The sequence below is a fragment of the Curtobacterium sp. SL109 genome (assembly GCF_026672405.1).
GTDB lineage: Bacteria > Actinomycetota > Actinomycetes > Actinomycetales > Microbacteriaceae > Curtobacterium.
This window is the reverse complement of record NZ_JAPPRB010000002.1, coordinates 1,601,459-1,627,070: the sequence shown is the minus strand read 5'-3', so window position 1 is coordinate 1,627,070 and position 25,612 is coordinate 1,601,459. Positions and strand designations below refer to the sequence as shown.

Here is a 25,612-nt window from a genome sequence, read left to right as displayed (position 1 = left end):
GTGGTGCGGGTGCTGGTCGTGCGGTCGGGGTGGCCAGCGGCAGGGTCGGCGCTGGCCGGGCGGCGCGGTCAGGACGCGGTGACGGCGGTCGTCGTCGGGTCCATGGGCGACCAGGTGACGGTCAGGGTGTCGCCGTCGCGTTCGACCGACTCGGCGCGGTAGTCCTTCGCCAGGGCGTCGAGGGTCTTCTCGGTGTTCACGGCGGCGGTCGGGCTGGCGGTGTGCAGGACGACCCGTCGGAACGAGCGGCCCTCCTCGCCGGTGAGCGGGGTGAAGCGGTCGACCTGCACGAAGCGGTCGGCGAGCACCTGCCCGAGGGCGATCATGGCGCGGGAGTCGACCTGGCCGGCGCGGAACTGCGACTTCGTGCCGGCGTCGGCCCGGAGTGCGGGGTTCTGCGCGAGCTGGGTGCCGAGCGTCTTGCGGACGTTGCTCGCCGCGGTGATCTCCCGGTCGGCGGCCTGCTGCCCCTGCGGGTGGATCTGGCGGACGTCGACCATCTGGTTGCCGGTGCCGAACGACGCGACGACGGTGGAGTTCTGGATCGCGTCACGCACGTCCTTCGACGAGTTGCCGCCGGTGCGCATCGAGTCCGTCGTGACGACGTAGTCGGAGTCCTTCCAGCCGTTCGGCGACTGGCGCTGCACGGCTCCGTCGGTGTCGAGCTTGTAGTACCAGACCACGTTGTCGCGGGCGAAGCCGTCGTCGACGAGGTCGACCCACATGGCGTCGTCGACGAGCATCCGGGAGCTCTTGTCGACGTTGTCGCCGATCCAGTTCTCCGCCTGTGCCATCGGCTTGTCCAGGTCGGTGATGAGGAACCCGCGGAGCTGCGATCCCCAGAGCGGGACCGCGACGACCAGGGCGGCGGCGGTGACGAGGGCCCAGGTGCCACCGAGGACACGGCGGCTGACTCCGCGAAGCCGGCTCTTCGGGCGGAAGGCGGTGATGCCGGACACGGCGAGCACGGCACGCTCGCCGACGAACGCGACGAGCAGGGCGGCGAACGGCACGAGCATGATCACGTACGGCACGGGCAGGTACCCGTTCGGGCGGAACATGAACGCGAGCAGGAAGACGAGCATCGCGGCGATCGGGCGGACCCGGCGCAGGAACAGCCCCACGACGGCGGCGGCGGAGCCGAGCACGATGAACACCGGGTCGAGCGCCCACCACTGGGCAGCGGCGTCGTTCGCCAGGCTCCCGCCGGAGAACACCGAGCCGCTGGCCTGACGGCTGCCGAGCTGGTACGTGATGCCCTCGAGCAGGCTGACCTTGCCGGCACTGGGCAGGAGTTCGCCCTTGACCGCGGCGAGCAGGATGTACCCGCCACCGATGACGGCGAGGACGGCTCCGGCGACGCTGAGCGTGTACCGGCGGGTGCTCGGGTCGGCCCGACGGACGGCCATCCAGATGAGGAACGGCAGCGCCAGCAGGTAGGTCTCCTTGCTGAGCACGGCGATCCCGAGGCACGCGGCAGCACCGACGAACCCGGCCAGCTGCTGGCGACGGCTGAGCACGAGGACGAACGCGGCGAGGAGCCACGGCGTCGCGACGTTGTCGATGTAGACGGTGCGGTGGTACTGCAGCGCCAGCGGGGAGAGTCCGAAGACGAGGACCGCGACCGCGGCGGCGGGGCGGGAGCCGCCGAGCCGACGCATCAGCACGAAGAGGAGCACCGCGGAGACGGCGGCGAAGAACACCATCGACTCCCGGGCTGCCTCGACCGCGAAGGCGTAGCGGGCGAAGGCGCCGGTCAGCTGCGTGTACCCGGCGATCTGGATCCAGCCGAGCGGCGGGTGGTCGTACCAGTACGTGTAGTGGGTGAGCTCGCCGAGGTGCGTGATCGACCACGCCTGGGCGGTGTACGTGCCCTCGTCGTCGATGCGCTGCGGGGTGCCGCCCATGTTCCAGGACTGCACGGCCACGGCGACGGCCAGGACGGGGAGGAGCCAGACGAGGCTCCTGGCGTGCACGCGGAACCACGTGCCGGCGGCGGACGAGGACCTGGCACCGCGGATCGGGATGCCGGTCGTGTTGGTGATGCTGGCGGTCATCGGTCGTCACCTCCTGTCGAGGGGGCCCCTGCGGAGGCGAGGGCGGGTTCGGAGTCGGGCTGGGTCTGCGTCTGGGTCTGCGGCTGTGCCGCGGTGTCGGGCTCGGTCACCGCGGACGGGAAGCCCACGACCTCGGGCTGCGCTCCGCGGTGCTGGCCGGTGTGCTCGGTCTTCTCCCAGCCGTTCTGCCCGCGGGAGTGGCGGATGACGGCACGGACAGCTGCTGCGGCGAGGAACACCTGGTACGGCACCAGGCCGAGCACGAGCTTCACGTAGTCGCGGACGCGGACCTTCTCCTTGTAGAGCCGGCCGAACTCGCCGAGCCCGGCGATCTCGACCGCCAGGAGCATGAGCGTCGGGGCGAGCGGGATGAAGGAGATCAAGGCGATGGCCGTCGGGACCTTGACGAACGCGATCATGATCACGCTGAGCGGGATGAGGAGCCCGGTGGCCGCCTGGATGAACGGCATCGTCAGCAGGTACCGGGCGAAGAAGCGCTGCTTGAACGTCGGCAGCTTCTTCCACTCCCCCTTGCCGAGGACCTGCAGGAAGCCCTGGTTCCACCGGGTGCGCTGCTTCAGGAGCGACGCGAAGGTGGGCGGGGTCTCCTCGCGGGTGACCGCCTCGGGGCTGTACGCGACGACGACCTTGGCGTTGTCGGCCGACAGGCGGACGCCGAGCTCGCAGTCCTCGGCGAGGCAGTGCGCGTCCCAGCCGTTCGACCAGTCCAGGCGCTCCTTGGTCACGAAGACGGTGTTGCCCCCGAGCGGGATGAACTTCGACTCGGCGTGGAAGTGCAGGCGCGAGCGGAACCAGAAGTAGTACTCGAGCACGTTGCGGAGCGACCACCAGCTGGAGCGGAAGTTCATCAGCTGCACGCCGCCCTGCACGACGTCGGCGTCGGTCTCCTGGAAGCGGGAGTCGACGAGGCTCAGCAGGCGCGGGTAGACCTCGTCCTCGGCGTCGAACACGCCCACGATGTCACCGGTCGCGTACTGCAGTGCCAGGTTCATCGCCTTGGGCTTGTTCTTCGGCAGGGTGTCGTCGACGACCACGCGGATCAGGTCGGGGTGGCGGGCAGCGGCCTCGCGCACGACGCGTTCGGTGCCCGGGTCGTCCTCACCGACGATCGCGATGATCTCGAAGTCGGGGTGGTCCTGCGTGGTCAGCATCTCGAGCGTCTGCCCCATGACCTCCTCCTCGTGCCGACCAGGCACGAGCAGCGTGAAGCGGTGGGCGGCGGGGCGCGGCGTCTGGCTGAAGCTCGTGGCGCGCAGCGCCGAGCGGGAGCGCCACGCGTGCAGCATCCACCACAGGGTGCTCAGCGCGACCAGCGTGAGCAGGACCGAGATGGCGACGAGGGCCGAGTAGCCGATCCACTCGCCCACCGACCAGGCGGCCTGCGCGGCCTGGCCCGAGCCTCCCGTCGGGACGTCGGTGGTGCCCCGGTTCGGGACGTCGCCCCGGGGACCGGTGGGGTCGTTCGGCTGCAGCAGCGGCCCGGCGGCCGCGACCAGCGTGGTCAACATGGTCATTCTGTGAGCTCCTTCGTGCGACGTGCGTCCCGGGAACGGAAGACGAGGGCCTTGTACGCGGCGAACCGGAACACGGTGCCGAGGACGAGACCGACCCCGTTGCCGGCGACGTTGTCGGCGAGGGTGCTGGTGAAACCGAGCAGGTAGTGCGAGACGAACAGGCAGGCGGCGGCGATGCCGAGGCCGATCAGGTTCGTGAGTGCGAAGAGGGCACCCTCGCGGAGCGTCTCGCGGCGTCCGGAGGTGCGCTCCGCCCGGAACGTGATGGACCGGTTGAGGACCCACGCGACCACGGTCGAGATCACGGCGGACCCCACCTTCGCCGCGATCGGCTTGTCGTCGAGGACCGTGATGCGCAGCAGGTTGTAGACGCCCAGGTCGACGAGGAAGCAGAACGCGCCGATGGCGCCGAAGGACACCAGCTGCCGCGAGGTCGCGATCAGCCGCGTCAGACGGCCGGTGGGGACCACCCGTTCGGGTGGCACCACAACGAGGGTGTCGGTCGAGGTCATGCCCCCGATTCGGGGGTGTCGCCTCGGTGGTTTGGGTGGGGTACACGGTTGCCCAGCCGTCTGCCAGGTCCCGGACTCCTGCCGTTCACGAGGGGTACGTCCGACGGCCTGGTTCCGGCGCATTGCGGACGTTCCTGCGCAGGAACGCGGTGCGTCGTGTACGCGGCCCGGGAACGACGGACGGGAGGCGCGGTGCCAGCTGGCACCGCGCCTCCCGTCCGGAGGTTGTTGCGTGTTGCGTGTTGCGTGTTGCGTGTTGCGTGTTGCTTGTTGCTTGTTGCGTGTTGCTCGCTTACGCGGGGCGGCTCGTGGGGCTGACGCTCTTCGAGGAGTCGCGCTCGGGGATGTCCCCCAGGGCGTCGTCGATGGCCGCGAGGGCGTCGGCGTCGAGCTTCACCCCCACCGCCTTCACGTTGTCGGTGACCTGCGCCGGACGCGACGCGCCGACGATCGCCGACGCGACGTTGTCGTTCTGCAGCGTCCAGGCGATCGCGAGCTGGGCCAGCGTCATGCCGGCCTGGTCGGCGACGGGCTGCAGGCGCTGGACGGCCTCGAGGACGTCGTCGCGCATGTACCGCTTGATCATGTCCGCGCCGCCCTTCTCGTCCGTGGCGCGGGAGCCCTCGGGGAGCGGCTGACCGGGCTTGTACTTGCCGGTGAGCACGCCCTGCGCGATCGGCGAGAAGACGATCTGCGACAGGCCGAGCTGCTTCGAGGCGGGGACGACCTCGCCCTCGATCACACGCCACAGCATCGAGTACTGCGGCTGGTTCGAGATGAGCTGGAAGCCGAGCTCCTTCGCCAGGGCGGCACCCGCGCGGATCTGCTCGGCGGTCCACTCGCTGACGCCGATGTAGAGCGCCTTGCCCTGTCGGACGACGTCCGCGAAGGCCTGCATGGTCTCTTCGAGCGGGGTCTCGTAGTCGTAGCGGTGGGCCTGGTAGAGGTCGACGTAGTCGGTCTGCAGACGCTCGAGCGAGCCGTTGATCGACTCCATGACGTGCTTGCGGCTGAGGCCGACGTCGTTGTGCCCCATCGGCCCGGTCGGCCAGTACACCTTCGTGAGGATCTCGAGGGACTGCCGGCGCTCCCCCTTGAGCGCTTCGCCGAGGACGGTCTCGGCGGCCGTGTTGGCGTACGTGTCGGCGGTGTCGAACGTCGTGATGCCGACGTCGAGCGCTGCCCGCACGCACTGGGTGGCGACGTCGTTCTCGACCTGCGAGCCGTGCGTCAGCCAGTTGCCGTAGGTGATCTCGGAGATCTTGAGTCCGGAGTTGCCCAGGTACCTGAATTCCATGGCTCTGACGTTAGTGGTTCCACCGAGGGGCTGCGGGGCCCTGCGGGTGCCTGGTTGCGGGGGCGGGGTGCGGGGTGCGCGGAGCGGGGTGCGGTGTGCGGGGTGCGGGGTGCGGGGTGCGTGCGTGCGGGGTGGGTGCGTGCGGGGTGGGTGCGTGCGCGGGTGGGGCGGTGTGCGGGGTGCGGGGTGCGGGGTGCGGGGTGCGGGGTGCGGGGTGCGGGGTGCGGGGTGCGTCTCCCGCGAGCGGGCGAAACACCCTGGTCGCCCGGCGTCCGCACCCGGACGTTCCGCCCGCTCGGCCGTGTGCGGCTCCGCCGGGAGTCCCACGCCGAAGCCGGCCGGCTAACCGGCTGGCCTGCTGGCCGACTGGCCGACTGGCCGTCTGGCCGGGATGGCCGGGATGGCCGAGCGGGCGAAACACCAGGGCGGTCCTCGGAGCGACCCCGAGGAAGCGCCCGCTCGCGCGAGCAGGCGTTCCTCCACAGCCAGGCCGCGTCAACAGTCATGCACACGGGAGGCTCGGGCCGGCCTCCCGACGACCGCTCGGCACGAGCATGTGGTGATGACCGCACGACGACCGCTCCCGATGGTGCTGCGAGACACCTCGTTCCGGGTCCGGGACGCACTCCACCGAGGCGTCTCGCGCGGCCGGCTCGAGGCGAAGGACCTCGTCCGGGCATTCCACGGGACCCGCTCCGCGACGCAACCGACCACCGTGGACGAACGTGCCCGCGCACTCGCACCGCGCCTCCGTCCCGACCAGGTCTTCAGCCACACGACTGCCGCAGCGATCCTCGGCGTGCCGCTCCCCCGGCGCATCGAGCGGGACCTCCGTCTGCACGTGACCACCATCGGTGTCGACCAGGCACTGCGCGTCCGCGGGGCCAAGGGGCATCGGGCCCGATCCGGGACAGTCCGCCGCTCGCAGGCCCGAGGCGTCCCGATCAGCAGCCCGGCGGACACGTTCGTCGCGCTCGGCGCGATGCTCACACTCGACGAACTGGTCATCGCCGGTGACGCGCTCGTCGGTTGGCTCCGCTGGGTGACACTGGACGAGCTCGTGGCGGCAGTCCGGCGGCGGCGCGGGATCCGAGGGATCGTGAACCTCCGTGCGGCACTCGAGGAGATCCGAGTCGGGTCCAGGTCGCCCGGCGAGACTCGTGCGCGGCTGGCGCTGGTCCGCCGAGGGCTCCCGGAGCCGGTGCTCAACCACGACGTCGTGGTCGACGGACAGTGGATCGCGTGCGTCGACCTCGCGTATCCCGAGGCCCGAGTGGCGATCGAGTACGAGAGCGACCTCCACCGGACCGATCCGGACACGTTCAAGAAGGACCTCACGCGCGGTGAGCACCTGAAGGACGTCGACTGGTGGTTGGTCCGGACGACCGGGGACGATGTGGGACGCGGTGTCGAACGCTTCGTGTGGCGCGTCCGTCGGTTGCTCGAGGCTGGTCGGCGGGGGCCCCACGACAGACGTCTGGCCACGCTTGCGTGAACAATGGTTGACGCTTCAACTAAACAGGTGCAGAATGGCGTAGCATCACCTCGATGCGGGCGCATGGATCGGGCTCCGGTTCGCTCGCGTCGCTCAGACTCCGTCGTCCCGGAAGGACAACACCATGGCTCTCACCGCTTCCGCCATCCCCGGCTACGTCACCGGCACCTGGAAGGTCGACCCGACCCACTCCGAGGTCAGCTTCTCGGTCCGCCACCTCGCGATCAGCAAGGTCAAGGGCAAGTTCGAGCAGTTCGACGCCACCCTGGTCACCGCCGAGAACCCCCTCGACACCACGCTCGAGGCCTCGATCGACGTCTCCAGCATCAACACGAACCAGCCGCAGCGCGACCAGCACCTGGCCACCGGTGACTTCTTCCTCACCGAGGAGCACCCGCACATGACGTTCCGTTCGACCGGCATCCGCGAGGACGGCGACGACATGCTCATCGACGGCGAGCTCTCGCTGCGCGGCGTCACCAAGAACGTCACCCTGAAGACCGAGTTCGGCGGCGTGACCACCGACGGCTACGGCCAGACCAAGCTCGGCGCCGAGGCGACCACCAAGATCGACCGCACCGAGTTCGGCGTGAACTGGAACGCGGCCCTCGAGGCCGGCGGCTTCACCCTCGGCAACGACGTCACGATCAACCTCGACGTCCAGTTCGTCCTCCAGGCGGCGTAGTCCTCACGGACCCACTCGCTGACTGAGTGCACGAAAGCTCCTCACCCAGCACGACGAAGCCCCGACGCCCTTGCGGCGCCGGGGCTTCGTCGTGTCCGGATGCGCTGCCAGGCGTTGAGCGAGCACTGTCGTCCTGCAAGCCGGCACTCCGACCCCTTCCGCAATGGGTGCCTCCGTGTGCCCTCCCGCGGTTGGGTGAGCGGGCGGAACACCGAGGTCGCTCGGCCGACGCACTGCGCTCTTCCGCCCGCTCACCCGCCCACCCGCTCGCTTCCGCGGGAGACGCACGATCGTCGCGGGCCGACGTCGGGGAGCCGAGCCGAGCCTCCAGGCGGCACCACCCAACGGGTGAGCGGGCGGAAGTGCAGGGTCAGCCCGCCCGCGTACCGCGGTATTTCGCCCGCTCACGGGTGCCACGTGTGCCACGGGTGCCACGGGTGCCACGGTGCCACGTGTGCCACGTGTCTCCCGTGTCCGGGTACGCCGCGCCCCGGCCGCCCTCATCCGCCTGCGCCACCCGGCCCGATTCCGCGCTTGGGCCTCCACTTGCCTGACCCGGCCGGGTGAGCGGGCGGAACCGCCGGGTCGCACATCCAACCCACCACGGTGTTTCGCCCGCTCGCGGGCCCGGGGCACTCACCCACCCGCACCCGCCCGCCCACCCACGCACCCCACCCGCCCGCGCGCCCGCGCCCGGACCCCGCCGCACTCGCGACCGCCGCACCCGCAACCGCCCGCGCGCCGCGCCCGTGCACCGCCACCCGCGCGCCGCGCGGGCACGCGCCGCGCCCGCGCGCACCCCGCTACCGTGGCACCACGGCCGGGCGCGGGAATCCGCAGCGCGCCAGGCCGGTTGCACGCCACACCACGACGAACAGGAGCACCCCCATGGCCACCGACTGGATCGCGTTGCAAGCACTGGCGGCAGCCGAGTTCGGCCGCCGCGTCGCCGCCGTCACCGCGTGGGACGCCTCGACGCCCGACTCCGAGTGGACCACCAGGGACCTCGTCACGCACGTCATCGACGAGCAGCGGTGGATCCCGCACCTGCTCACCGGGTGCGACCACGAGCAGGCGAAGGCGGACCTGGAGCCCGTGGGCGAGGACCTCGTGGCCGAGTGGCAGCGATTCGCGAGCGCCGCGACCGAGGCCTGGGCGAAGGCACCGCAGGACACCCCCGTGCACCTGGCGACGGACGTGGTGCCGGCGGGTGAGTACCTCGCGGAGCAGACCTCGGACATCACGATCCACACGTGGGACCTCGCCCGGGCAACCGGCAGCGACGAGACCCTGCCGGACGAGCTCGTCCGGGCGGTGTGGCACCACTTCGAACCGCAGATCGAGTCCCTGGCGGAGACCGGGCTGTACGCCGCGCCGGTCGAGGTCGGCGAGGACGCCCCGCTCCAGGTCCGCCTGCTCGCCGTCACAGGGCGCGATGCCAGAGTGGCTGCATGACCTCCACGAGCGACACGACACCCGGAAGCGCAGGCACCACCACGAACGACACCACCAGCACCACGAACGACAGCAGCACCACGGCGGGGACGGTGCGCCTCGGCCACACCGGACTCGAGATCAGCAACGTCGTCCTCGGGATGATGTCCTACGGCGACCCGGACCGCGGGTCCCACGCCTGGAGCGTGGACATCGACGCCGCCAGGCCCTTCGTCCGCCGCGCGTTCGACGCCGGCATCACGACGTTCGACACCGCCAACGTGTACTCCGACGGCTCGAGCGAGGAGATCACCGGGACGCTCCTCAAGGAGCTCGCCCCGCGTGAGGACGTCCAGGTCTTCACGAAGGTCTTCAACCGGATGCGCCACGGCAAGAACGGCGCCGGCCTGTCCCGCGTCGCGATCATGCACGAGATCGACGCCTCGCTGACCCGCCTCGGCACGGACTACGTCGACCTGTACCAGATCCACCGCTTCGACCCGCTGACCCCGGTCGAGGAGACGATGGAGGCCCTCCACGACGTCGTCAAGGCCGGCAAGGCGCGCTACATCGGTGCCAGCAGCATGTGGGCGTGGCAGTTCGCCCAGATGCAGCACACCGCCGAGCTGCACGGCTGGACCAAGTTCGTGAGCATGCAGGACCAGTACAACCTGCTCGAACGCGAGGAGGAGCGCGAGATGCACCCCTTCTGCGCCGCCACCGGCGTGGGCGTGATCCCGTGGAGCCCCCTGGCCCGCGGCAAGGTCACCCGCCCCTGGGACGCCGAGGGCGCCGGCTCGCGGTCCACCACCGACGAGTTCGGCAAGACCCTCTACCGCCAGGACGAGGACGCCAACCGCACGATCGTCGGCGCCGTCGAGTCGATCGCCGCGGAGCGGGGCGTCAGCATGGCGCAGATCGCACTCGCCTGGATCGCCGGCAAGGACGCCGTCACCGCGCCGATCATCGGCGCGACCAAGGAGCACCACATCGACGACGCGGTCGCCGCGTCCGCGATCGAGCTCACCGAGGACGAGGTCACGCGACTCGAGTCCGCCTACACGCCTCGGGTGCCGTCCGGTTTCTGACGCCACCACAGAGCAGACGGGAGGCCCGGTGTCAGCTGACACCGGGCCTCCCGTCCGTCTGTGGGCGTGTCAGGCCGCCGGCTGCTCCGGGCTCCCCGCCTCGCGTTCCAGCCGCGCGATGCGCGTGAGCGCTGCGCGCTCCGTGCCGGTCTGGTTGCCGAGCACGGCGCCGATGCCGTCGAGGACCAGGCCCGTCGTCCTGGCGACGGGGAACTCGACCGGACCGACACCAGGCGACCGCAGGCCGAGCATCGACCGGTGCCGCGGGTCGAGCGTCGACACGGCACCCTGGAACAGCGCCTGGTAGCCCGGCCGGAGCATGCGGGCGAGCGGCGGGTTCCTGATGAAGCGGACGACCTCGCGCGTGCGGGGCGTGACCGCGAGTTCGCCGCGGTCGAGGTACCCGTCCATCTGGGCGCGCAGCTCGGCTTCGGACTCGGGGGCGTCCTCGACGTGCATCAGGCGTCCGGCGATCGCCCACTTGCGGACGTAGGCGTCGGCGCCGCCGGGGATAGGTTCGCCCCACTGCTGCGCGGCGCGGAGGAAGGCGTCGGTGAAGGCCAGGTGGACCCAGCGGGCCAGGTCGGGGTCGTTCGCGGCGTAGTCCTTCGTCACGCCGTGGCCGTCGACGTACTGCCCGCGGACCCGCTCGTGCAGGCGCAGCACCCAGTTGCTCGCCCCGGTCGCCGTGGCGGTGTCGCCGTGCGAGACCGTGTAGATCCAGCGGATGGTGCCGGCGAGGCGACCGAAGGGGTCCTCGCGGTAGCGGGAGTGGTCGGCCACGCCGGCGAGGGCACCGGGGTGCAGGGCCTGCACGAGGAGCGCGCGGACGCCGGCGACGATCGTCTGCTGGCCGCCGTGCACCGACCACGTCGCGCTGCCCGGGCCGAAGAAGCCCGCGTCCGTGCCCTGCTCGAGTTCGTCGACCCATGCCGGGCTGCCCTGGTCGCTGCCCGTGAACGTGGCCTGGAGGCGGGAGCGGAACGCACCGGTGACGAAGGACATGCACCCATCGTCCGTCCGACCCCTGACAGCCGGCCGCACGCGACGCGTGCCCCGGATGACGGGCCGTGGCTCACAGCCTGCCGCGGGCCCCGCCGCTAGGTTGGACCTGTGAGCATCGACAACGACCGTCCCTGGCTTGCCGCCTACGCCTCCGGGGTCCCGGACGACATCGAGGAGCAGACGGGGTCGCTCTTCGACCTCGTGGAGACCTCCGCGACGCGGTTCCCGAAGTTCGTCGCGCTGGAGTTCTTCGGCCGGACCACCTCGTACGCCGACCTCGAGGAGCAGGTCCTCCGTGCGGCGAACGGCCTCCGCAAGCTCGGCGTGACTGCCGGTGACCGCGTGGCCCTGGTCCTGCCGAACTGCCCGCAGCACGTCGTGGCGTTCTACGCGATCCTGCGGCTCGGGGCGATCGTCGTCGAGCACAACCCGCTCTACACGCCGCGCGAGCTCCGCCACCAGTTCGAGGACCACGGCGCACGTGTCGCCGTCGTCTGGGACAAGTCCGTCGCGACGCTGCAGGACTTCCCCGCCGACGTCGCCCTCGACGCCGTCGTGTCGGTCGACCTGACCCGCGCGATGCCCCGCACCACCCGCCTGGCCCTGTCGCTGCCGGTCGCGAAGGCACGCGAGTCCCGCGCGAAGCTCACGACGAAGGTCCGCGGGACGACGACGTGGGACGACCTCGTGTCCACCCGTCGCCTGCCGAAGCGCCACCCGCGCCCGACGACGAACGACGTCGCGCTGATCCAGTACACCTCCGGCACGACGGGCACCCCGAAGGGCGCGGTCCTCAGCCACGGCAACCTGATGGCGAACGCCGCACAGGCGCGTGCCTGGATCCCGCAGATCCAGGCCGGTGACAACAGCGTCGTGCACGCGGTCCTGCCGATGTTCCACGCCTACGGCCTGACGCTCTGCCTGACCTTCGCGATGAGCATCGCCGGACGCCTCGTGCTCTTCCCCGCGTTCGACCCGGACCTCGTCCTGGCCGCGATCAAGAAGCGTCCGCCGACGTTCCTGCCCGCCGTGCCGCCGATCTACACCCGGCTGCAGCACGCCGCGGACTCGAAGAAGGTCTCGCTCAAGGGCATCGCCATCGGCATCTCCGGCGCGATGCCGCTCTCCCAGGACGTCATCGAACCGTGGGAGGCCCGCACCGGCGGCTACCTCGTGGAGGGCTACGGCCTGTCCGAGTGCTCCCCCGTGCTCATGGCCAACCCCGTCGCCGACTCCCGACGACTCGGCGCGGTCGGGCTGCCGCTGCCCTCCACCGAGGCCCGTGTGGTCGACCCGGACGACGCTTCCAAGGTCCTCGGCACCGACGAGGCCGGCGAGCTCCAGGTCCGCGGCCCGCAGGTGTTCAGCGGCTACTGGGGCAAGGCCGAGGCGACGGACGAGGTCTTCACCGCCGACGGCTGGTTCCGCACCGGTGACATCGTCGCGATCGACGCCGACGGCTTCGTGCACATCGTCGACCGCCTCAAGGAGCTCATCATCACGGGCGGCTTCAACGTCGCCCCGACCGAGGTCGAGGACACCCTCGTCAAGCACCCCAGCGTCCGCGAGGTCGCCGTCGTCGGCATCACCACCGGTGGCAACGAGCAGGTCGTCGCCGCGGTCGTGCCGACCGACCCCGCCACGTTCGACCCCGACGCACTCCGGGCCTACGCGCGCGAGCACATGGCGGCGTACAAGGTGCCGCGCCGGGTCGTCGTGGTCGAAGACCTGCCCCGTTCCATGATCGGCAAGGTCCTGCGGCGCAAGGTGCGGGACCAGATCCTGGGCAAGTAGTCCAGACGGGAGGCCCGCCCCGCGCTGGCAGGGCACCGCGCGCCCCGTCCGGGGCTGGGCTGGGCTGGGCGTCAGGACACGTGGACGCTCGGCCGGCGGCCCACCTCGGGTTCGGCCTCGCGCAGGACCTCGCGTGTCACCGGGGCGACGTCCCCGACGCCCGTGAAGACGAAGCGGATCGCGTTGCGGATCGGGCTGCCCTCGTTCCACTCGAAGTAGATGCTCGGGACGACCCCGGCGATGTCGCGGATGGCCAGCAGCGTCGACGCGATCGTGTTCGGCACGTTGCCGGAGCGGACCCGGAGCACGCGGTGCCCGTGCACGACGTGGCCCTCGACGACCAGGTCCTCCTCGAAGTCGGACGAGTCGGCGGGCAGGACCTCGAGGAACATCGTGGGCACGCGGGCCGGGATGCCGGAGTCGCGGCGTTCCTCGCGCCCCTTCGCCCGGTACGCCGCCGCGGTGCCGGCTCCGGGTTCGTTCGCGATGATGCACACGGAACTGAACTGGTCGGCGTCGGCCTCGACGAACTGCCGTGCGGTGGCGTCGAGCTCGATCGACGATGCCCGCAGCTCGAACGACCGCCGGACCCGCGAGACCAGCGACACGACGACGATCGCGACGATGAAGACGGCCGCGATCCGGACGCCGTCGGGCCGCTCGATGACGTTGGCGATCGTCGTGTAGATGAACACGACCGCGATGACGGCGTAGGCGATCGTGCGCTTCCGCTGCTGCCGACGACGCGCTGACAGCGTCACCGCGACGGCTGCGCTGGTGATGAGCACGAGGACACCCGTGGCGTACGCGCCGCCCTGGGCATCGACGCTGGCCTGGAAGATGAGCGTGATCACGAAGGCGATGAGCGTGAAGATGACCACGAGCGGTCGGGTCGCCCGGGCCCACTGCGGCGCCATGCCGTACCGCGGCAGGAAGCGCGGCACGAGGTTGAGGAGCCCGGCCATCGCGCTCGCGCCGGCGAACCACAGGATCGCGACCGTCGAGACGTCGTACACGGTGCCGAACGCCGGCCCGAGGTACTCGTGCGCCAGGAACGCAAGGGCGCGCCCGTTCGCCTGGCCGCCCGGCTGGAACTCGTGCTGCGGGATGAGGAACGTCGTCGCGATCGACGACGTGATGAGGAACGTGCTCATGATCACGGCCGCGACCGTCAGCAGCCGCTGCGTGCCGCGGATGCGCCCGAGCGGCCGGGGCTGCCCCTCGTCGGCAGCGTCCCCCCGGACCTGCGGCATCACCGCGACGCCGGTCTCGAACCCGGACAGGCCGAGCGCGAGCTTCGGGAACACCAGCAGTGCGATGCCGACCATCGCGAGCGGGCTGCTGTGCTGCGCGGTCAGGCCGCTCCACCAGTCACTGGCGACGGTCGGGCGCTCGGCCACGTGGAGCAGTGCGACGACGACCACGACGGCGTTCAGCGCGAGGAACACCGCGACCAGCCCCGTGGCGATGCCGATGGCCTCCTTGAACCCGCGGAGGAACACGACGCCGAGCAGGAGCAGCAGCACGAGGGTGATCGGCACCGGGATCTCGGTGAACCAGTGCGGGGTGAAGGGGTTCTCGGCGATGTGCGCGGTCGCATCGGCTGCGGAGAGCGTCATCGTGATCATGAAGTCCGTCACGGCGAACCCGAGCAGGACCAGCACGAGCAGCTTGCCCGCCCACCAGGGCAGCAGCTTCTCGAGCATCATGATCGACCCGGCGCCGCGGAAGCTGTCCTGCGCCACCCGGCGGTACACGGGCAGGGCGCCGAACAGCGTCACGAGGACGAGCACGATCGTCGCGATCGGGGACAGCAGCCCGGCGGCGAGCGCGGCGATCGCGGGCTGGTAGCCGAGGGTGGAGAAGTAGTCGACGCCCGTCAGGCACATCACCCGCCACCACGGGTGGGTCTTGTCGACCTCGACCTGGTGGGGGCCCTGGTGGTCGGCGCCGCTGTCGTCCTGGAGCATCCAGCGTCTGATCCGGGCATCTGTCGCGGTCACACGCTGATCGTAGGGCGTCCGGGTGGCGGCGACGCACTCCCCGGACGCCCCGGTGGACAGCGGGCTACTTCGAGCTGATCCGCGTGTACTTGTTCACCGCCCACGGCACGAACACGACCAGCAGCACCGCGATGCCGATGAGCACCGTCACCACCGGGTGCTGCATCGTCCAGATGTCGGGCACGGGCGCCGACCCCACGTTGCCGAACAGCTCGCGCGCGGCCTGCACGAGCGAGGACACCGGGTTCCACTCGGCGAACACGCGGAGCACGAGCGGCAGGGTGTCGCTCGGCACGAACGCGTTCGAGATGAACGTCAGCGGGAACAGGATCATGAACGAGGCGTTGTTGATGACCTCCGGGGTCTTCACGCTCATCCCGAGCAACGCCATCACCCAGCTGAAGGCGTAGCTGAACAGCAGCAGCAGGGCGACGCCGGCCAGGAACTCCAGCGGCGACGAGTTCACGCGCCACCCGACCGCCAAGCCGGTGGCCATCATGATGACCATCGAGATCGTGTTGAGGACGAGGTCGCTGTTCGTCCGTCCGACGAGCACCGCCGACGCCGACATCGGCAGCGTTCGGAAGCGGTCGATGAGCCCTTCCTTGAGGTCCTGCGCCATCGCGGACCCGGAGAACGTCGCCCCGAAGACGACCGTCTGGGCGAAGATGCCCGCCATCAGGAACTGTGTGTAGTCCGTGCCCTGGACCGCGATCGCGCCGCCGTAGACCTGGCTGAAGAGCAGCACGAACATGATCGGCTGCAGGACCGCGAAGACGAGCATGTCCGGCGACCGCTTGATCTTGATGAGGTTCCGCTTGGTGACGGTCCAGCCGTCCTCGAACCACACGGCGAGCGGCGCCGTGACGACGACGGGCAGCTGGCGGCCGGGTGCGGTCGCGGTGGCGGTCATCGGACCGGCTCCTGCTGCTCGGCGACGACGGACGAGCCGCCGCGGGCGCCGCCAGCACCGGCGTCGTCGTCGTCGTCGTCCGTGGCCGCGTGTCCGGTCAGCCGGAGGAACACGTCGTCGAGCGTCGGGCGGCGCATGCCGGCGTCGTGCAGCTCGATGCCGGCGTCTCCGAGGTCGGCGAGCACGTGCTGCAGCGCGGCCGGGCCGGCTTCCACCGCGACGGCCCGGGTGCGGCCGTCCCCCGAGGTCTCCACGTCGCCGACGCCGTACCGCCGGAGCACCGTCGTGGCGGCGTCCCCGTCGGCGTCGTCGACGAGCGTCACGACCACCCGGTGTCCGCCGACCTGCGCCTTGAGCTGGTCGGCGGTGCCCTCGGCGATGACGTGGCCGTCGTCGATGACCGCGATGTCGTCGGCGAGACGGTCCGCCTCTTCGAGGTACTGCGTGGTCAGCAGCACCGTGGCCCCGTCGGCCACCAGGTGCTCGATGATCCCCCACAGCGCCAGTCGGCTCCGGGGGTCGAGGCCCGTCGTCGGCTCGTCGAGGAACAGGACGCTCGGGTTCATCACGAGGGCCCCGGCGAGGTCGATCCGCCGCCGCATGCCGCCGGAGAACCCCTTCACGGGTCGGTCCCCGGCCTCGGCCAGGTCGAACACGTCGATGAGCTCCCGGGCCCGGGCTCGGGAGGCCCGGCCACCGAGGTGGTAGAGCCGCCCGATCATCTCGAGGTTCTCGAACCCGGTGAGGTTCTCGTCGACGGCGGCGTACTGCCCGGAGACGCCGATCGAGCGACGCGTCGCCTGGGGGTCCGCGACGACGTCGACGCCGGCGATGGACGCCGTGCCGCTGTCGGGCTTGACGAGCGTCGTCAGCACCTTGACGGTGGTGGTCTTGCCGGCACCGTTCGGGCCGAGCAGCGCCGTGACGGTGCCCTGCGGGACGGAGAGGTCGAGACCCGCCAGCGCGTGGACGGGTCCCGACTTGGATCGGTAGGTCTTGGTCAGGCCGGAGGCCTCGATGATGGCCATGTCGCTCCCTGGTCGCGACTCAACAGGTCAGGTGACCGGCACGGCCCGACGTGGGTCACACGTCGAAGTCGCCACCGAAGTCGCCGAAGCCGCCACCGGTGTCTGACCCGGCGTCGTCCCAGCCCGCGTTCTCGTACCCGCCGCCGTCGGCTGCGCCGCCGTCACCGGAGTCAGCACCAGTGTCCCCCGAACCGCCGTCACCCGCATCCCCCGATGCGTCCGTTCCGCCGTCGAAGGACGACGGGTCCGGCAGGAAGGCGCTCATCAGCGTCGAACCGATGACGTAGCCGGCCACGGTGCCGAGGATCGAGGCGCCCATCATGCCGCCGAACGACGGTCCCTGGCGGCCGCCGAAGCCCCCGCGGCCGCCCATGCCGCCGTTCATGCCACCGCCGTTCATGCCGCCGAGCGAGCGCTCCATGAACCCGGGCTGCCGGATCTCCGAGCGGGTCGCGGCCTGGGCGAGCGAGCGGGCGTCGTCCCCGCGGGGTGCTTCACCCGTCGGGGCCGTGCGGGTGAACTCGTCGTAGACCATCCGGCGCTGCTCGGGGGTCAGCCGCTCGAAGGCCTCGGCGTGGACCTCCTCGATGCGCTCGGGCGGTGCCGTCCGGAGCAGGTAGCGGTAGCGGTCGACGGCCTGCTGGTCCTGGGACCGGCCGTCGCCGCCCTGCGGCGCACCGTACTGGCCCTGCGGCGCGCCGTACCCGGGGGTCGGGGCGTTGTAGGACTGCTGGCCGTACTGGTAGCCCTGCTGCTGGGGCTGCTGCTGCCGGGGCGCGTTCCAGCCCTGCGGCTGCTGTCGGTCCTCACGGCCGAGCAGGCGGTCGAGGAATCCCATGTCGTTGCTCCTTCGGCACGGACACCGTGTCCGTGGACTGCCACAGTATGGTCGCGCGGCGGGCGATGACTGTGTGGCCGCACAGAATGCGTTGGACGTCACCCACCAGCGGACTGGAGGCTCGTCGCGGCGCCGCCACGCGCCTCCTGTCCGACGCGTCAGCGGCCGGCGCGCAACGCGCCCGTCCACACCTGGTGCAGTTCGTCCGCAGCCCCCGGGTGCGCCACCAGGAACGGCGCACCGAGGTCCGGGAAGCCGGACACCGGTCCGGCCTCGGTCATGACGACCCCGCCGGCCTCGTGCACGAGCAGCACCGCGGCACCGTGGTCGATCGGGTCGAAGGTCGGCACACACGCCCCGATCCCCCGGCCCGCGGCGACCTGGGCGATGGTCAGCGTGCTCGACCCCTGGACGCGCACCGTGCAGGACCGGGCCGCGAGGGCGTCGAGGAACGCGCCGAAGCCCGGCCACGGGCGGTGCCCGTCGAGCTCGGTGCCCACGACCGCACCGGCGAGCGCACGCGGCGCGTGATCGAGTCGGAGCTGCCGGTCGCGGACACTCGCGCCCCGGCCGCGTCGGGCCTCGAGGACCTCCCCGCGCCACGGGTCGGCGACCACCCCGACGACGGGTGCGCCGTTCCGGGTGAGGCAGAGCGACGTGCTCGTCCAGGGGATGCCGTTCGCCAGGTTCGTCGTGCCGTCGACGGGGTCGAGGTACCAGCGGTGTCGGTCGCCCGGGGCGTCGCCGTACTCCTCGCCCGAGAAGCCGTGCGTCGGGAACGCGGCGCGGACCCGGCCGCGGACGTGCTGCTCGACGAGGCGGTCGACGTCCGTGACGAGGTCGGCCGGGTGGGTCTTCGTCGACACCGAGCCGACCGGGTGTTCGCGGGTGAAGGCGATGACCTCGTGCGCGATGCGGTGCGCGAGGGCCTGGGCACGTCCGGCGACCTCGGCCTCGGTCGGTTCCCGGTCGGGCTGCGGCCAACCGTCGCGCTCGGCGGCGGCGAGTGCGGCGCGGATCGTGGCGACGTCGTTCGTCGTGACCAGGTCGGCTCCGAGGCGGACCGCCCACAGCGCGGGCTCGGGGTCGTCGACCGTCCACACGGCCACCTGCAGCCCGAGGGCGTGCGCCGCGGCGACGGTCCTCGGGGTGAGGAACGCCACGTCGAGGTGCAGCGTGGACGGGCTCAGCGCGGCGACGGCCTCGGCGGTCGGGGGCTCGAGCGACTCCCATGCCAGCCACACGTCGGCCTCCGGCAGCACGGTCCGGACCGCGGCGACGGCCTCGGGGTCACCACACCAGGCCACCGCGACGGCCCACGGCGACGCGGACACGGTCTGCGCGGCCACGACGGCGTCGAGCGGGTCCACCACGGTGACGAGGAGCGAGGACCGGCAGCCGTCGAGTCGTTCCAGCACGCCGTCGAGCCGTGGGATGCGGTCCAGGCCGTTGCCGAGCCGGGCGACGTCGCACCAGGCCACGTCCCGGACCCGGCGGGCGTCGCCCCACATCCGGCCCAGGGTCTCGTCGTGGAGCAACACGGCGACGTCGTCCGCGGTGCGGCGGACGTCGACCGCGATGACGTCCGCGCCGAGGGCCTCGGCCACTGCGACGGCGGGCAGGGTGTTCTCGCGCCGGACCCGGGGTGCCCCGCGGTGGGCGACGAGGCGCGGCTGCCGGGTCGTCGGCGCGGCATCGGTGGTGCGGCGGGCGGCGGTGTCGGCGTCGGTGTCGGTGTCGAGCACGGGCGCGTCAGAGGTCCGGACCGTCGTCGTCATCCGGTCATGCTCCCGTCCCTGCGCGAACCCCCGGTGTCCTCTGGGTGAACGCTGCCCGAGCGTGCCGCCGTGCCTGCGACAATGGAAGGCGTGACCGTACGCACCTGGGGTTGGCTCGCAGCCGTCATCGACGTCGTGCTCATCGTCGTCTTCGCGCTCATCGGGCGGTCCTCGCACGGCGAGGCGAACGCACCGCTGGCCCTCTGGACCACCGCGTACCCGTTCCTGGCCGGCTGGGCGATCGCCTACGTCACCAGCGGCGCCTGGGCACGTCCGTTGCGGTTCTGGCCGACCGGCGTCGTCGCGTGGATCCTGACCGTGTTCGTCGGCATGGCGATCCGCGTCGCGACCGGGCAGGGCGTCGTCGACGGCAACCCGCTGCCGATCTCGTTCCTCATCGTCGCCACCATCGTGCTGGGTGTGTTCCTGCTCGGGTGGCGCGCCGTCGCGCGGGGCGTCATCCGGCTCCGCACCCGCCGGACGCCGTCGACCCGCGAGGCCTGACACCCCCCTCCGCACCAGGCCGCCGCGCCTCCGCTAGAACAGCCCGCCGCGCGGCCCGTCGCCGTCGAGCCCGCGGAACATGTCCGACACCAGGGCCTCGATCTGCGGCTCGACCAGCCGTTCGACGGCCTCGGCGATCCGCGGCCGGTGGTCGATGAGCGCGAGGCACACCGCCGTCCCCGTCGCCCTGGCGCACTCGTCGGACAGCTCGATCTCGTGGCGGAGCGCGGCCTTGGCCTCGTCGGACAACGGTTCACGCGGCACGGTGTCCGACGACGCCCCGGTCCCCGCGAGTCCCTCGAGCGTGAACAGGAACGGCGACCCGTCCTGCGGCTGCGGATCGACGTCGAGGCCCTGGAACTCCGGCGACAGCCCCTCGGCGGGCTGGTACCCCGCGTGCCGCTTCCGTGCCGCGGCCCGCTCGAGCTCCCGGTGCAGCAGCGGCAGGTTCCTGGCGGTGTAGTCGTCGACGGCGTCCTCGACGATCGCCGACATCCGGCCGATCAACGCGTGCTGGACGGGGTGCGGCACGTCGGGCCCGAAGCCGGCGGCGCTCGCGATCGGGGACCCGGTGCACTTCCGACAGATCCGCGTGCGCGGGCGTGCGGTGCCGATCTGCCACCGCGGCAGCCACCGCAGCCACACGTCGACGGCGCCCCGCACGCGTCCGTCGATGCCGTCCATGGTCCAACGATACGGACGGCGGGCCGGGCGCGGGGCTAGGTGACCGGCTCGGTGACGAAGTCGATGAGCTCCTCGACCCGGCCGAGCAGCTGCGGCTCGAGGTCGGCGAACGTGCGTACCTGGCCGAGTATCCGCTGCCAGGCCCTGGCGATGTCGGCCTGCTCGGCGTGCGGCCACCCGAGCGCCTGGCAGATGCCGGCCTTCCACTCGATCGACCGCGGGATCGTCGGCCACGCCTGCAGGCCCACGCGCGCGGGCTTCACCGACTGCCAGACGTCGACGAAGGGGTGCCCGACGACGAGCACGTGCGCACCCCACTTCCCGCGCATCACGGCGTCGGCGAAGCGGGACTCCTTGGACCCGGGCACCAGGTGGTCGACGAGCACCCCGACCCGACGCTCGCGGGAGGGCTGGAAGTCGTCCAGCACGGAAGCGAGGTTGTCCACGCCGGAGAGCTCCTCGACGACGACGCCCTCCACGCGCAGGTCCGCTCCCCAGACCTTCTCCACGAGCTCGGCGTCGTGCTTACCCTCGACCATGATCCGCGAGGGCAGGGCCACGCGGGCGCGCTGCTGCTCGACCGCGAACGACCCGGACGCGGTGCGGAGGCGACCACCGTCGGACGCCTGCCGGACAGCCGGCGCAGCCCCGGGCCTCCAATCCGCATGGACGGAACCGACAGGCCCAGCGGGACCACCGCGAGCAGCAGCAGCGGCGGCAGACCGCCCGACCGGGGCCTGCGGACGGCCGAGCGTGACGAGTTCGCCCTCGAGCAGGAACTGCCCCTCGAAGGGGAAGGCGCGGGTGCGGCCCTTCCAGTCCTCGAGCGCGATGTTCCCGGCTTCGAGCCCGACGACCGCGCCGGCCCAGCCGGAGGCCGGGTCCTCGAGCACCATGTCCCGCTCGAGCGGCACCTGCCGCACCTTCTTCACGCCCCGCGAGCGCCAGTCGCCCGAGAGCACGTCGCCGCCGTACCGGTCCTCGTCCACCCGCACGAGCGTACTGTCGAGTGGTCCCGCAACGGCGCCGGCAGACGGCGCGTTCCCCACGCTCCGTCACCCGGCGCGTCCCCACGCGCCGGTACGAACACCGCAACTGAAAGGCAACCCCCGTGCGCGCAGCAGTCATCCACGCCCCTCGTGACATCCGTGTCGAGGACCGCGACAGCCCCCAGCTCCTCGCTCCGACCGACGCCGTCGTCCGCGTCGTCGCCGCCTGTGTGTGCGGCTCCGACCTCTGGCCCTACCGCGGTGTCCGCGACACGAAGGAGCCGCGGGCGATCGGCCACGAGTTCGTCGGCGTCGTCGAACAGGTCGGCGACGCGGCCGGGTCGCTCCGCCAGGGCGACTTCGTGATCGCGCCGTTCACCACGAACGACGGCACCTGCCAGGCCTGCGCCCACGGCATGACGTCCGGGTGCGAGCACGGCTCCACGTTCGGCGTGACGCCGGACGCGTACGGCCTGCCCCTCGGCGGTGCCCAGGCCGAGTACGTCCGCGTGCCGGACGCCGCGGCGACGCTCGTCGTCGTGCCCGGTCCCGTCGACGACGCGCTGGTGCCCTCGCTCCTCACCCTCTCCGACGTGTTCTCCACCGGACACCACGCAGCGGTCTCGGCGGGCGTCGGCCCGGGCAAGACCGTCGTCGTGGTCGGCGACGGCGCGGTCGGGCTGTCCGCGGTCCTCGCAGCGAAGCGGCTCGGCGCCGAGCGCATCATCGCGATGAGCCGGCACGCCGACCGGCAGGCGCTGGCCCGCGACTTCGGCGCGAGCGACGTCGTCGACACCCGCGGCGACGAGGGCGTGCAGGCCGTGCGCGACCTGCTCGACGGCGACCTGGCCGACTGCGCCCTCGAGGCCGTCGGGACCGCGGAGAGCATGGACCAGGCCCTCCGCGTCGTCCGCCCCGGTGGTGCGGTCGGCTACGTCGGCGTGCCCGCCGGCGACCCGGAGCTGCCGATGCCGTTCCTGTTCGCGAAGAACATCACGGTCGGCGGTGGCATGGCCCCGGCGCGCGCGTACATCGAGGAGCTGCTCCCCGACGTGCTCTCCGGTGCGGTCGACCCGGGGCGGGTGTTCGACCTCGAGCTGCCGCTGGAGCAGGCCGCCGAGGCGTACGCCGCCATGGACGAGCGTCGCGCGATCAAGGTGCTGCTGCGCCCGTAGCGGTCGCGTCCGACGCGACCAGGTGACGGACAGCACCTGTGTTTCGCCCAGCGGAACGCGTTGTCCGGAACTGTGAACAACCCTTTCAGTGAAGAAGGTCGTCCGTCACAGTCCTCGACAGGACACCACGAGGACGCGCCCCAGGCAGCCAGCCCTCCTCCGCGTGCTCGACGACCGAGCCGCCGCGCCGGCCCAGCCGGAGGCCGAGTCCTCGAGCACCATGTCCCGCTCGAGCGGCACCTGCCGCACCTTCTTCACACCCCGCGAGCGCCAGTCACCCGAGAGCACGGCGCCGCCGTGCCGGTCCTCGTCCACCCGCACGAGCGGAGCGCCCGTCGTCCTCGCGCGCTGCCTGTACGGTCATTGCATGGAACTGAAACTCCACCCGATGGACACGACCGGCCCGTCGGACCGAGCCGTCCTCATCGAGTTCCTGACCACGAACCGGTTCCCGTTCCACGTGTCCTCCACGTCGACGCGCGACGCCATCGAGAGGCGGATCGACGACGGTGCGTTCTCCGCCCCCGAGCATGCGCTGCTCCGGGTCGACGTGGACGGGGCGTTCACCGGCATCGTGGTGCTCGATGACCTCGACGACTCCGCTCCGATGATCGACGTCCGCCTCTCAGAGCGCTCGCGTGGGCAGGGCATCGGCACCGTGCTCATCCGCGTGCTCGCCGACCACGTCTTCGCTGCGTTCCCCGACGTGACACGGATCGAGGCCCAGACCCGCGACGACAACGTCGCCATGCGCAGATCACTCGTACGGAACGGGTGGGTGAAGGAGGCGCACTACCGGCGGACGTGGCCGGTGGACGACGGGGCGCCGAGGGACTCCGTTGCGTACGGGATCCTCCGCGAGGACCACCTCAGTGGGACGACCACGCCGTTCCTGTCAGACGATGGGCTGACGGCCTGAGCGCGGCGTCGAGCGTCCGAGCCAGCACGTCCGCGGCTGCGAGCGCCGATCGCTGAGCGCCCTCGCCCTCGCCGATGAGTTCGACGATGTCGACGCCCACGATCCGGCGTCGTGACACCAGCCGACACACGAGGTCGATGAGCTCGTGGGTGCTGAACCCTCCGGGTACGGGAGTGCCCGTGCTCGGCATGTACGCGGGATCAAGGACATCGACGTCGATCGTCACGTGCCACCCGAGATGCGCCGGCAGATCCGCCAGGAGATCGTCGATGTCGGCGTCGATCGACGACCGCCCGCCCCAGACGACGGTCTTGGTGTCACGCTCCGGGTCGTCGTCCACCCGCTGCCGGATGCCGAACTGCGCGATCCGCTCGACTCGCTCTTCCCCGGCGACCCAACTCATCACGTTCCCATGGTGGAGCGACGCGCGCGCTGGCAGGCGGGATCGCGCGTAGCGGGTCGGAAGGAACGACCTCCTACGCGCGAAACGACCCGCCGCGCGCGAAACGACCACCCACCGACGTCGCGGGGCGCAGCGCCCGTGTTTCGCCCAGCGGAACGCGTGTTTCAGAACTGTGAACAAACCTTTCAGTAAAGAAGGTTGTCCGTTACAGTCCTCGACATGACACCACGAGGACGCACCCCAGGGCAGCCGGCCCTCCTCCGCGTGCTCAACGACCGAGCCGCCCTCAGCCTGCTGCTCGACGACGGCCCGATGACCCGCAACGAGATCGCCCAGCGCACCGGCCTCAGCAAGCCGACCGCGGCGGAGATCATCCGCCGGCTCGAAGCCGCCGGGCTCCTCCGCGAAGCCGGCACCGCCTCCCAGGCCGGCCGCCGCGGCCCGAGCGCCGTCGTGTACGAGGCCATCACCGACCGCGACCTCGCCGTCGCCGTGGACGTCCAGCTCGTGGACGTCCGCTCCACCGTCGTGGACGCGAGCGGCCGGTCCTACCCGGTCGCCGAGCACCGGATGGACGAGCACGAGATGCGCGCTCCCGGCGAGGACATGGTCGCGGCCGCCGTCAGCCGTGCCGCCGCGGCCGCCGGCATCGACCCCGACCTGGTCACCGCGGTGGCCGTCGGCGTGCAGGCCAGCGTCGACCACGCCACGGACACCCTCATCTTCACCGACGGCCTGCCGGGGTGGCCGCGCGAGCAGGTCTCCCGGACCCTGTCGGACGCCCTCGGTGTGCGGGTCGTCATCGAGAACGACGCCAACCTCGCGGCGATCGCCGAGCGGAACATGGGCGCAGGCCGGACCCCCGGCTCCTTCGCGCTGTTCTGGATGGCGGAGGGCCTCGGCATGGCGCTCGACCTCGACGGCCGCCTGCACGCCGGTGCCTCCGGCGCCGCGGGTGAGATCGGCTACCTGAGCGTGCCCGCCGACGCGCTCCCCCTCGACCCGACGGCGACGATCGTCGCGGACCTCATCTCCGAGTCCGCGATCATCGCCCTCGCCGCCGAACACGGGATCACCGCACCGGACGGCAGTGCTGCCGACTGGCGTCAGGTGCTCCCGCAGCTGCCGGGACTCCCCGCGCAGCACCCCTTCACGACCGCCCTCGGCGAGCGCGTCGGGCACAACGTGCTCCCCGCCCTCGCCGTCGCCGACCCCGAGACGGTCGTGCTGCACGGCCCGACCGGGATCGCGGGCGGCCCCGCGCTGGCCGCCGCCGTGACCGCCTGGCTCCGGACCCGCTCGCGCTGGTCCACGGCCGTGGTGGCACCCGGCGTCCCCGACACCCCCGTCCTCCACGGCGCACGACACGTCCTCATCGACGTCGTGCGGTCCGCGCTCGGCGACCGACTCGAGACCATCACCGACGATGCGCCCGAGCCGGACACCGTCCGGCGCACCTAGACCAGCACCACTCCC

22 protein-coding genes are annotated in these 25,612 nt (G+C 71.7%); 9 read left to right on the top strand and 13 right to left on the bottom strand.

Annotated elements, in window-relative coordinates:
- Positions 1-68: 68 nt before the first annotated feature.
- The 4 genes from OVA28_RS09235 to OVA28_RS09220 all read right to left on the bottom strand — a co-directional run bounded on the left by OVA28_RS09235 (position 69) and on the right by OVA28_RS09220 (position 5,401).
- Entirely contained in the window at positions 69-2,057 is a 1,989-nt protein-coding gene (locus OVA28_RS09235; RefSeq protein ID WP_268096712.1) for an ArnT family glycosyltransferase, read from the bottom strand.
- Positions 2,054-3,592: a glycosyltransferase family 2 protein gene (locus OVA28_RS09230; RefSeq protein WP_268096711.1), complete on the bottom strand. Its 1,539-nt coding sequence runs from the start codon at positions 3,590-3,592 to the stop codon at positions 2,054-2,056. Before OVA28_RS09230 ends, OVA28_RS09235 begins: the two co-directional genes overlap by 4 nt.
- Positions 3,589-4,104, bottom strand: a complete 516-nt coding sequence (locus OVA28_RS09225) for a GtrA family protein (protein ID WP_268096710.1) — start codon at positions 4,102-4,104, stop codon at positions 3,589-3,591. The genes OVA28_RS09230 and OVA28_RS09225 overlap by 4 nt, the downstream gene beginning before the upstream one ends.
- Before the next feature lie 292 nt (positions 4,105-4,396).
- A complete protein-coding gene (locus OVA28_RS09220) occupies positions 4,397-5,401 on the bottom strand; it encodes an aldo/keto reductase family protein (protein WP_268096709.1) in 1,005 nt (334 codons plus the stop codon).
- A 562-nt stretch (positions 5,402-5,963) separates the two neighbouring features.
- Here OVA28_RS09220 and OVA28_RS09215 point away from each other — a divergent pair.
- From OVA28_RS09215 to OVA28_RS09200, 4 genes are all read left to right on the top strand, one after another.
- Positions 5,964-6,896, top strand: coding sequence for a hypothetical protein (locus tag OVA28_RS09215; protein WP_268096708.1), 933 nt, complete (start codon positions 5,964-5,966; stop codon positions 6,894-6,896).
- Positions 6,897-7,020: 124 nt separating this feature from the next.
- The gene (locus OVA28_RS09210) at positions 7,021-7,581 is read left to right on the top strand and encodes a YceI family protein (RefSeq protein WP_071271877.1); all 561 of its coding nucleotides are present in this window, start codon (positions 7,021-7,023) and stop codon (positions 7,579-7,581) included.
- An 888-nt stretch (positions 7,582-8,469) separates the two neighbouring features.
- Positions 8,470-9,036: a TIGR03086 family metal-binding protein gene (locus tag OVA28_RS09205; RefSeq protein WP_267442841.1), complete on the top strand. Its 567-nt coding sequence runs from the start codon at positions 8,470-8,472 to the stop codon at positions 9,034-9,036.
- Positions 9,037-9,176: 140 nt separating this feature from the next.
- A complete protein-coding gene (locus OVA28_RS09200) occupies positions 9,177-10,103 on the top strand; it encodes an aldo/keto reductase (protein WP_268098184.1) in 927 nt (308 codons plus the stop codon).
- A gap of 69 nt (positions 10,104-10,172) precedes the next feature.
- On the opposite strand, the gene OVA28_RS09195 is transcribed toward OVA28_RS09200, so the two are convergent.
- On the bottom strand, positions 10,173-11,108 hold the full coding sequence (locus OVA28_RS09195; RefSeq protein ID WP_268096707.1) for an oxygenase MpaB family protein: 936 nt from the start codon (positions 11,106-11,108) through the stop codon (positions 10,173-10,175).
- A 108-nt stretch (positions 11,109-11,216) separates the two neighbouring features.
- Between OVA28_RS09195 and OVA28_RS09190 the strand changes: the two genes are divergently transcribed.
- Positions 11,217-12,902, top strand: a complete 1,686-nt coding sequence (locus OVA28_RS09190) for a long-chain-fatty-acid--CoA ligase (RefSeq protein WP_268096706.1) — start codon at positions 11,217-11,219, stop codon at positions 12,900-12,902.
- 71 nt (positions 12,903-12,973) lie between these two features.
- Here OVA28_RS09190 and OVA28_RS09185 read toward each other — a convergent pair whose 3' ends face one another.
- The 5 genes from OVA28_RS09185 to OVA28_RS09165 all read right to left on the bottom strand — a co-directional run bounded on the left by OVA28_RS09185 (position 12,974) and on the right by OVA28_RS09165 (position 19,462).
- Positions 12,974-14,872 (bottom strand): amino acid transporter, encoded by a 1,899-nt coding sequence (locus OVA28_RS09185; protein ID WP_194660839.1) that lies wholly within the window; start codon positions 14,870-14,872, stop codon positions 12,974-12,976.
- A 97-nt stretch (positions 14,873-14,969) separates the two neighbouring features.
- Positions 14,970-15,818, bottom strand: coding sequence for an ABC transporter permease (locus tag OVA28_RS09180; protein WP_268096705.1), 849 nt, complete (start codon positions 15,816-15,818; stop codon positions 14,970-14,972).
- Positions 15,815-16,846, bottom strand: a complete 1,032-nt coding sequence (locus tag OVA28_RS09175; RefSeq protein WP_268096704.1) for an ATP-binding cassette domain-containing protein — start codon at positions 16,844-16,846, stop codon at positions 15,815-15,817. Before OVA28_RS09175 ends, OVA28_RS09180 begins: the two co-directional genes overlap by 4 nt.
- Positions 16,847-16,901: 55 nt before the next feature.
- The gene (locus OVA28_RS09170) at positions 16,902-17,684 is read right to left on the bottom strand and encodes a hypothetical protein (RefSeq protein ID WP_268096703.1); all 783 of its coding nucleotides are present in this window, start codon (positions 17,682-17,684) and stop codon (positions 16,902-16,904) included.
- Positions 17,685-17,842: 158 nt separating this feature from the next.
- Positions 17,843-19,462 (bottom strand): inositol monophosphatase family protein, encoded by a 1,620-nt coding sequence (locus OVA28_RS09165; RefSeq protein ID WP_268096702.1) that lies wholly within the window; start codon positions 19,460-19,462, stop codon positions 17,843-17,845.
- A 90-nt stretch (positions 19,463-19,552) separates the two neighbouring features.
- Here OVA28_RS09165 and OVA28_RS09160 point away from each other — a divergent pair, with 90 nt between their 5' ends.
- Positions 19,553-19,966, top strand: a complete 414-nt coding sequence (locus OVA28_RS09160; RefSeq protein WP_268096701.1) for a DUF3054 domain-containing protein — start codon at positions 19,553-19,555, stop codon at positions 19,964-19,966.
- Between the two features lie 33 nt (positions 19,967-19,999).
- Here the strand turns inward: OVA28_RS09160 and OVA28_RS09155 are convergent, their stop codons facing one another.
- Complete coding sequence (locus tag OVA28_RS09155; RefSeq protein WP_268096700.1) at positions 20,000-20,650, bottom strand: spermidine/putrescine ABC transporter substrate-binding protein; 651 nt, start codon at positions 20,648-20,650, stop codon at positions 20,000-20,002.
- A gap of 35 nt (positions 20,651-20,685) precedes the next feature.
- Positions 20,686-21,639, bottom strand: coding sequence for a DUF3097 domain-containing protein (locus tag OVA28_RS09150; RefSeq protein WP_194660643.1), 954 nt, complete (start codon positions 21,637-21,639; stop codon positions 20,686-20,688).
- A gap of 122 nt (positions 21,640-21,761) precedes the next feature.
- Between OVA28_RS09150 and OVA28_RS09145 the strand changes: the two genes are divergently transcribed.
- On the top strand, positions 21,762-22,814 hold the full coding sequence (locus tag OVA28_RS09145) for a zinc-binding dehydrogenase (protein WP_194660642.1): 1,053 nt from the start codon (positions 21,762-21,764) through the stop codon (positions 22,812-22,814).
- Positions 22,815-23,181: 367 nt separating this feature from the next.
- The gene (locus tag OVA28_RS09140; protein WP_268096699.1) at positions 23,182-23,733 is read left to right on the top strand and encodes a GNAT family N-acetyltransferase; all 552 of its coding nucleotides are present in this window, start codon (positions 23,182-23,184) and stop codon (positions 23,731-23,733) included.
- Here OVA28_RS09140 and OVA28_RS09135 read toward each other — a convergent pair.
- Entirely contained in the window at positions 23,684-24,247 is a 564-nt protein-coding gene (locus tag OVA28_RS09135) for an arginase family protein (RefSeq protein WP_268096698.1), read from the bottom strand. The genes OVA28_RS09140 and OVA28_RS09135 overlap by 50 nt on opposite strands.
- Positions 24,248-24,355: 108 nt before the next feature.
- Here OVA28_RS09135 and OVA28_RS09130 point away from each other — a divergent pair, with 108 nt between their 5' ends.
- Positions 24,356-25,597 (top strand): ROK family transcriptional regulator, encoded by a 1,242-nt coding sequence (locus tag OVA28_RS09130; protein ID WP_268096697.1) that lies wholly within the window; start codon positions 24,356-24,358, stop codon positions 25,595-25,597.
- Positions 25,598-25,612: the final 15 nt, after the last annotated feature.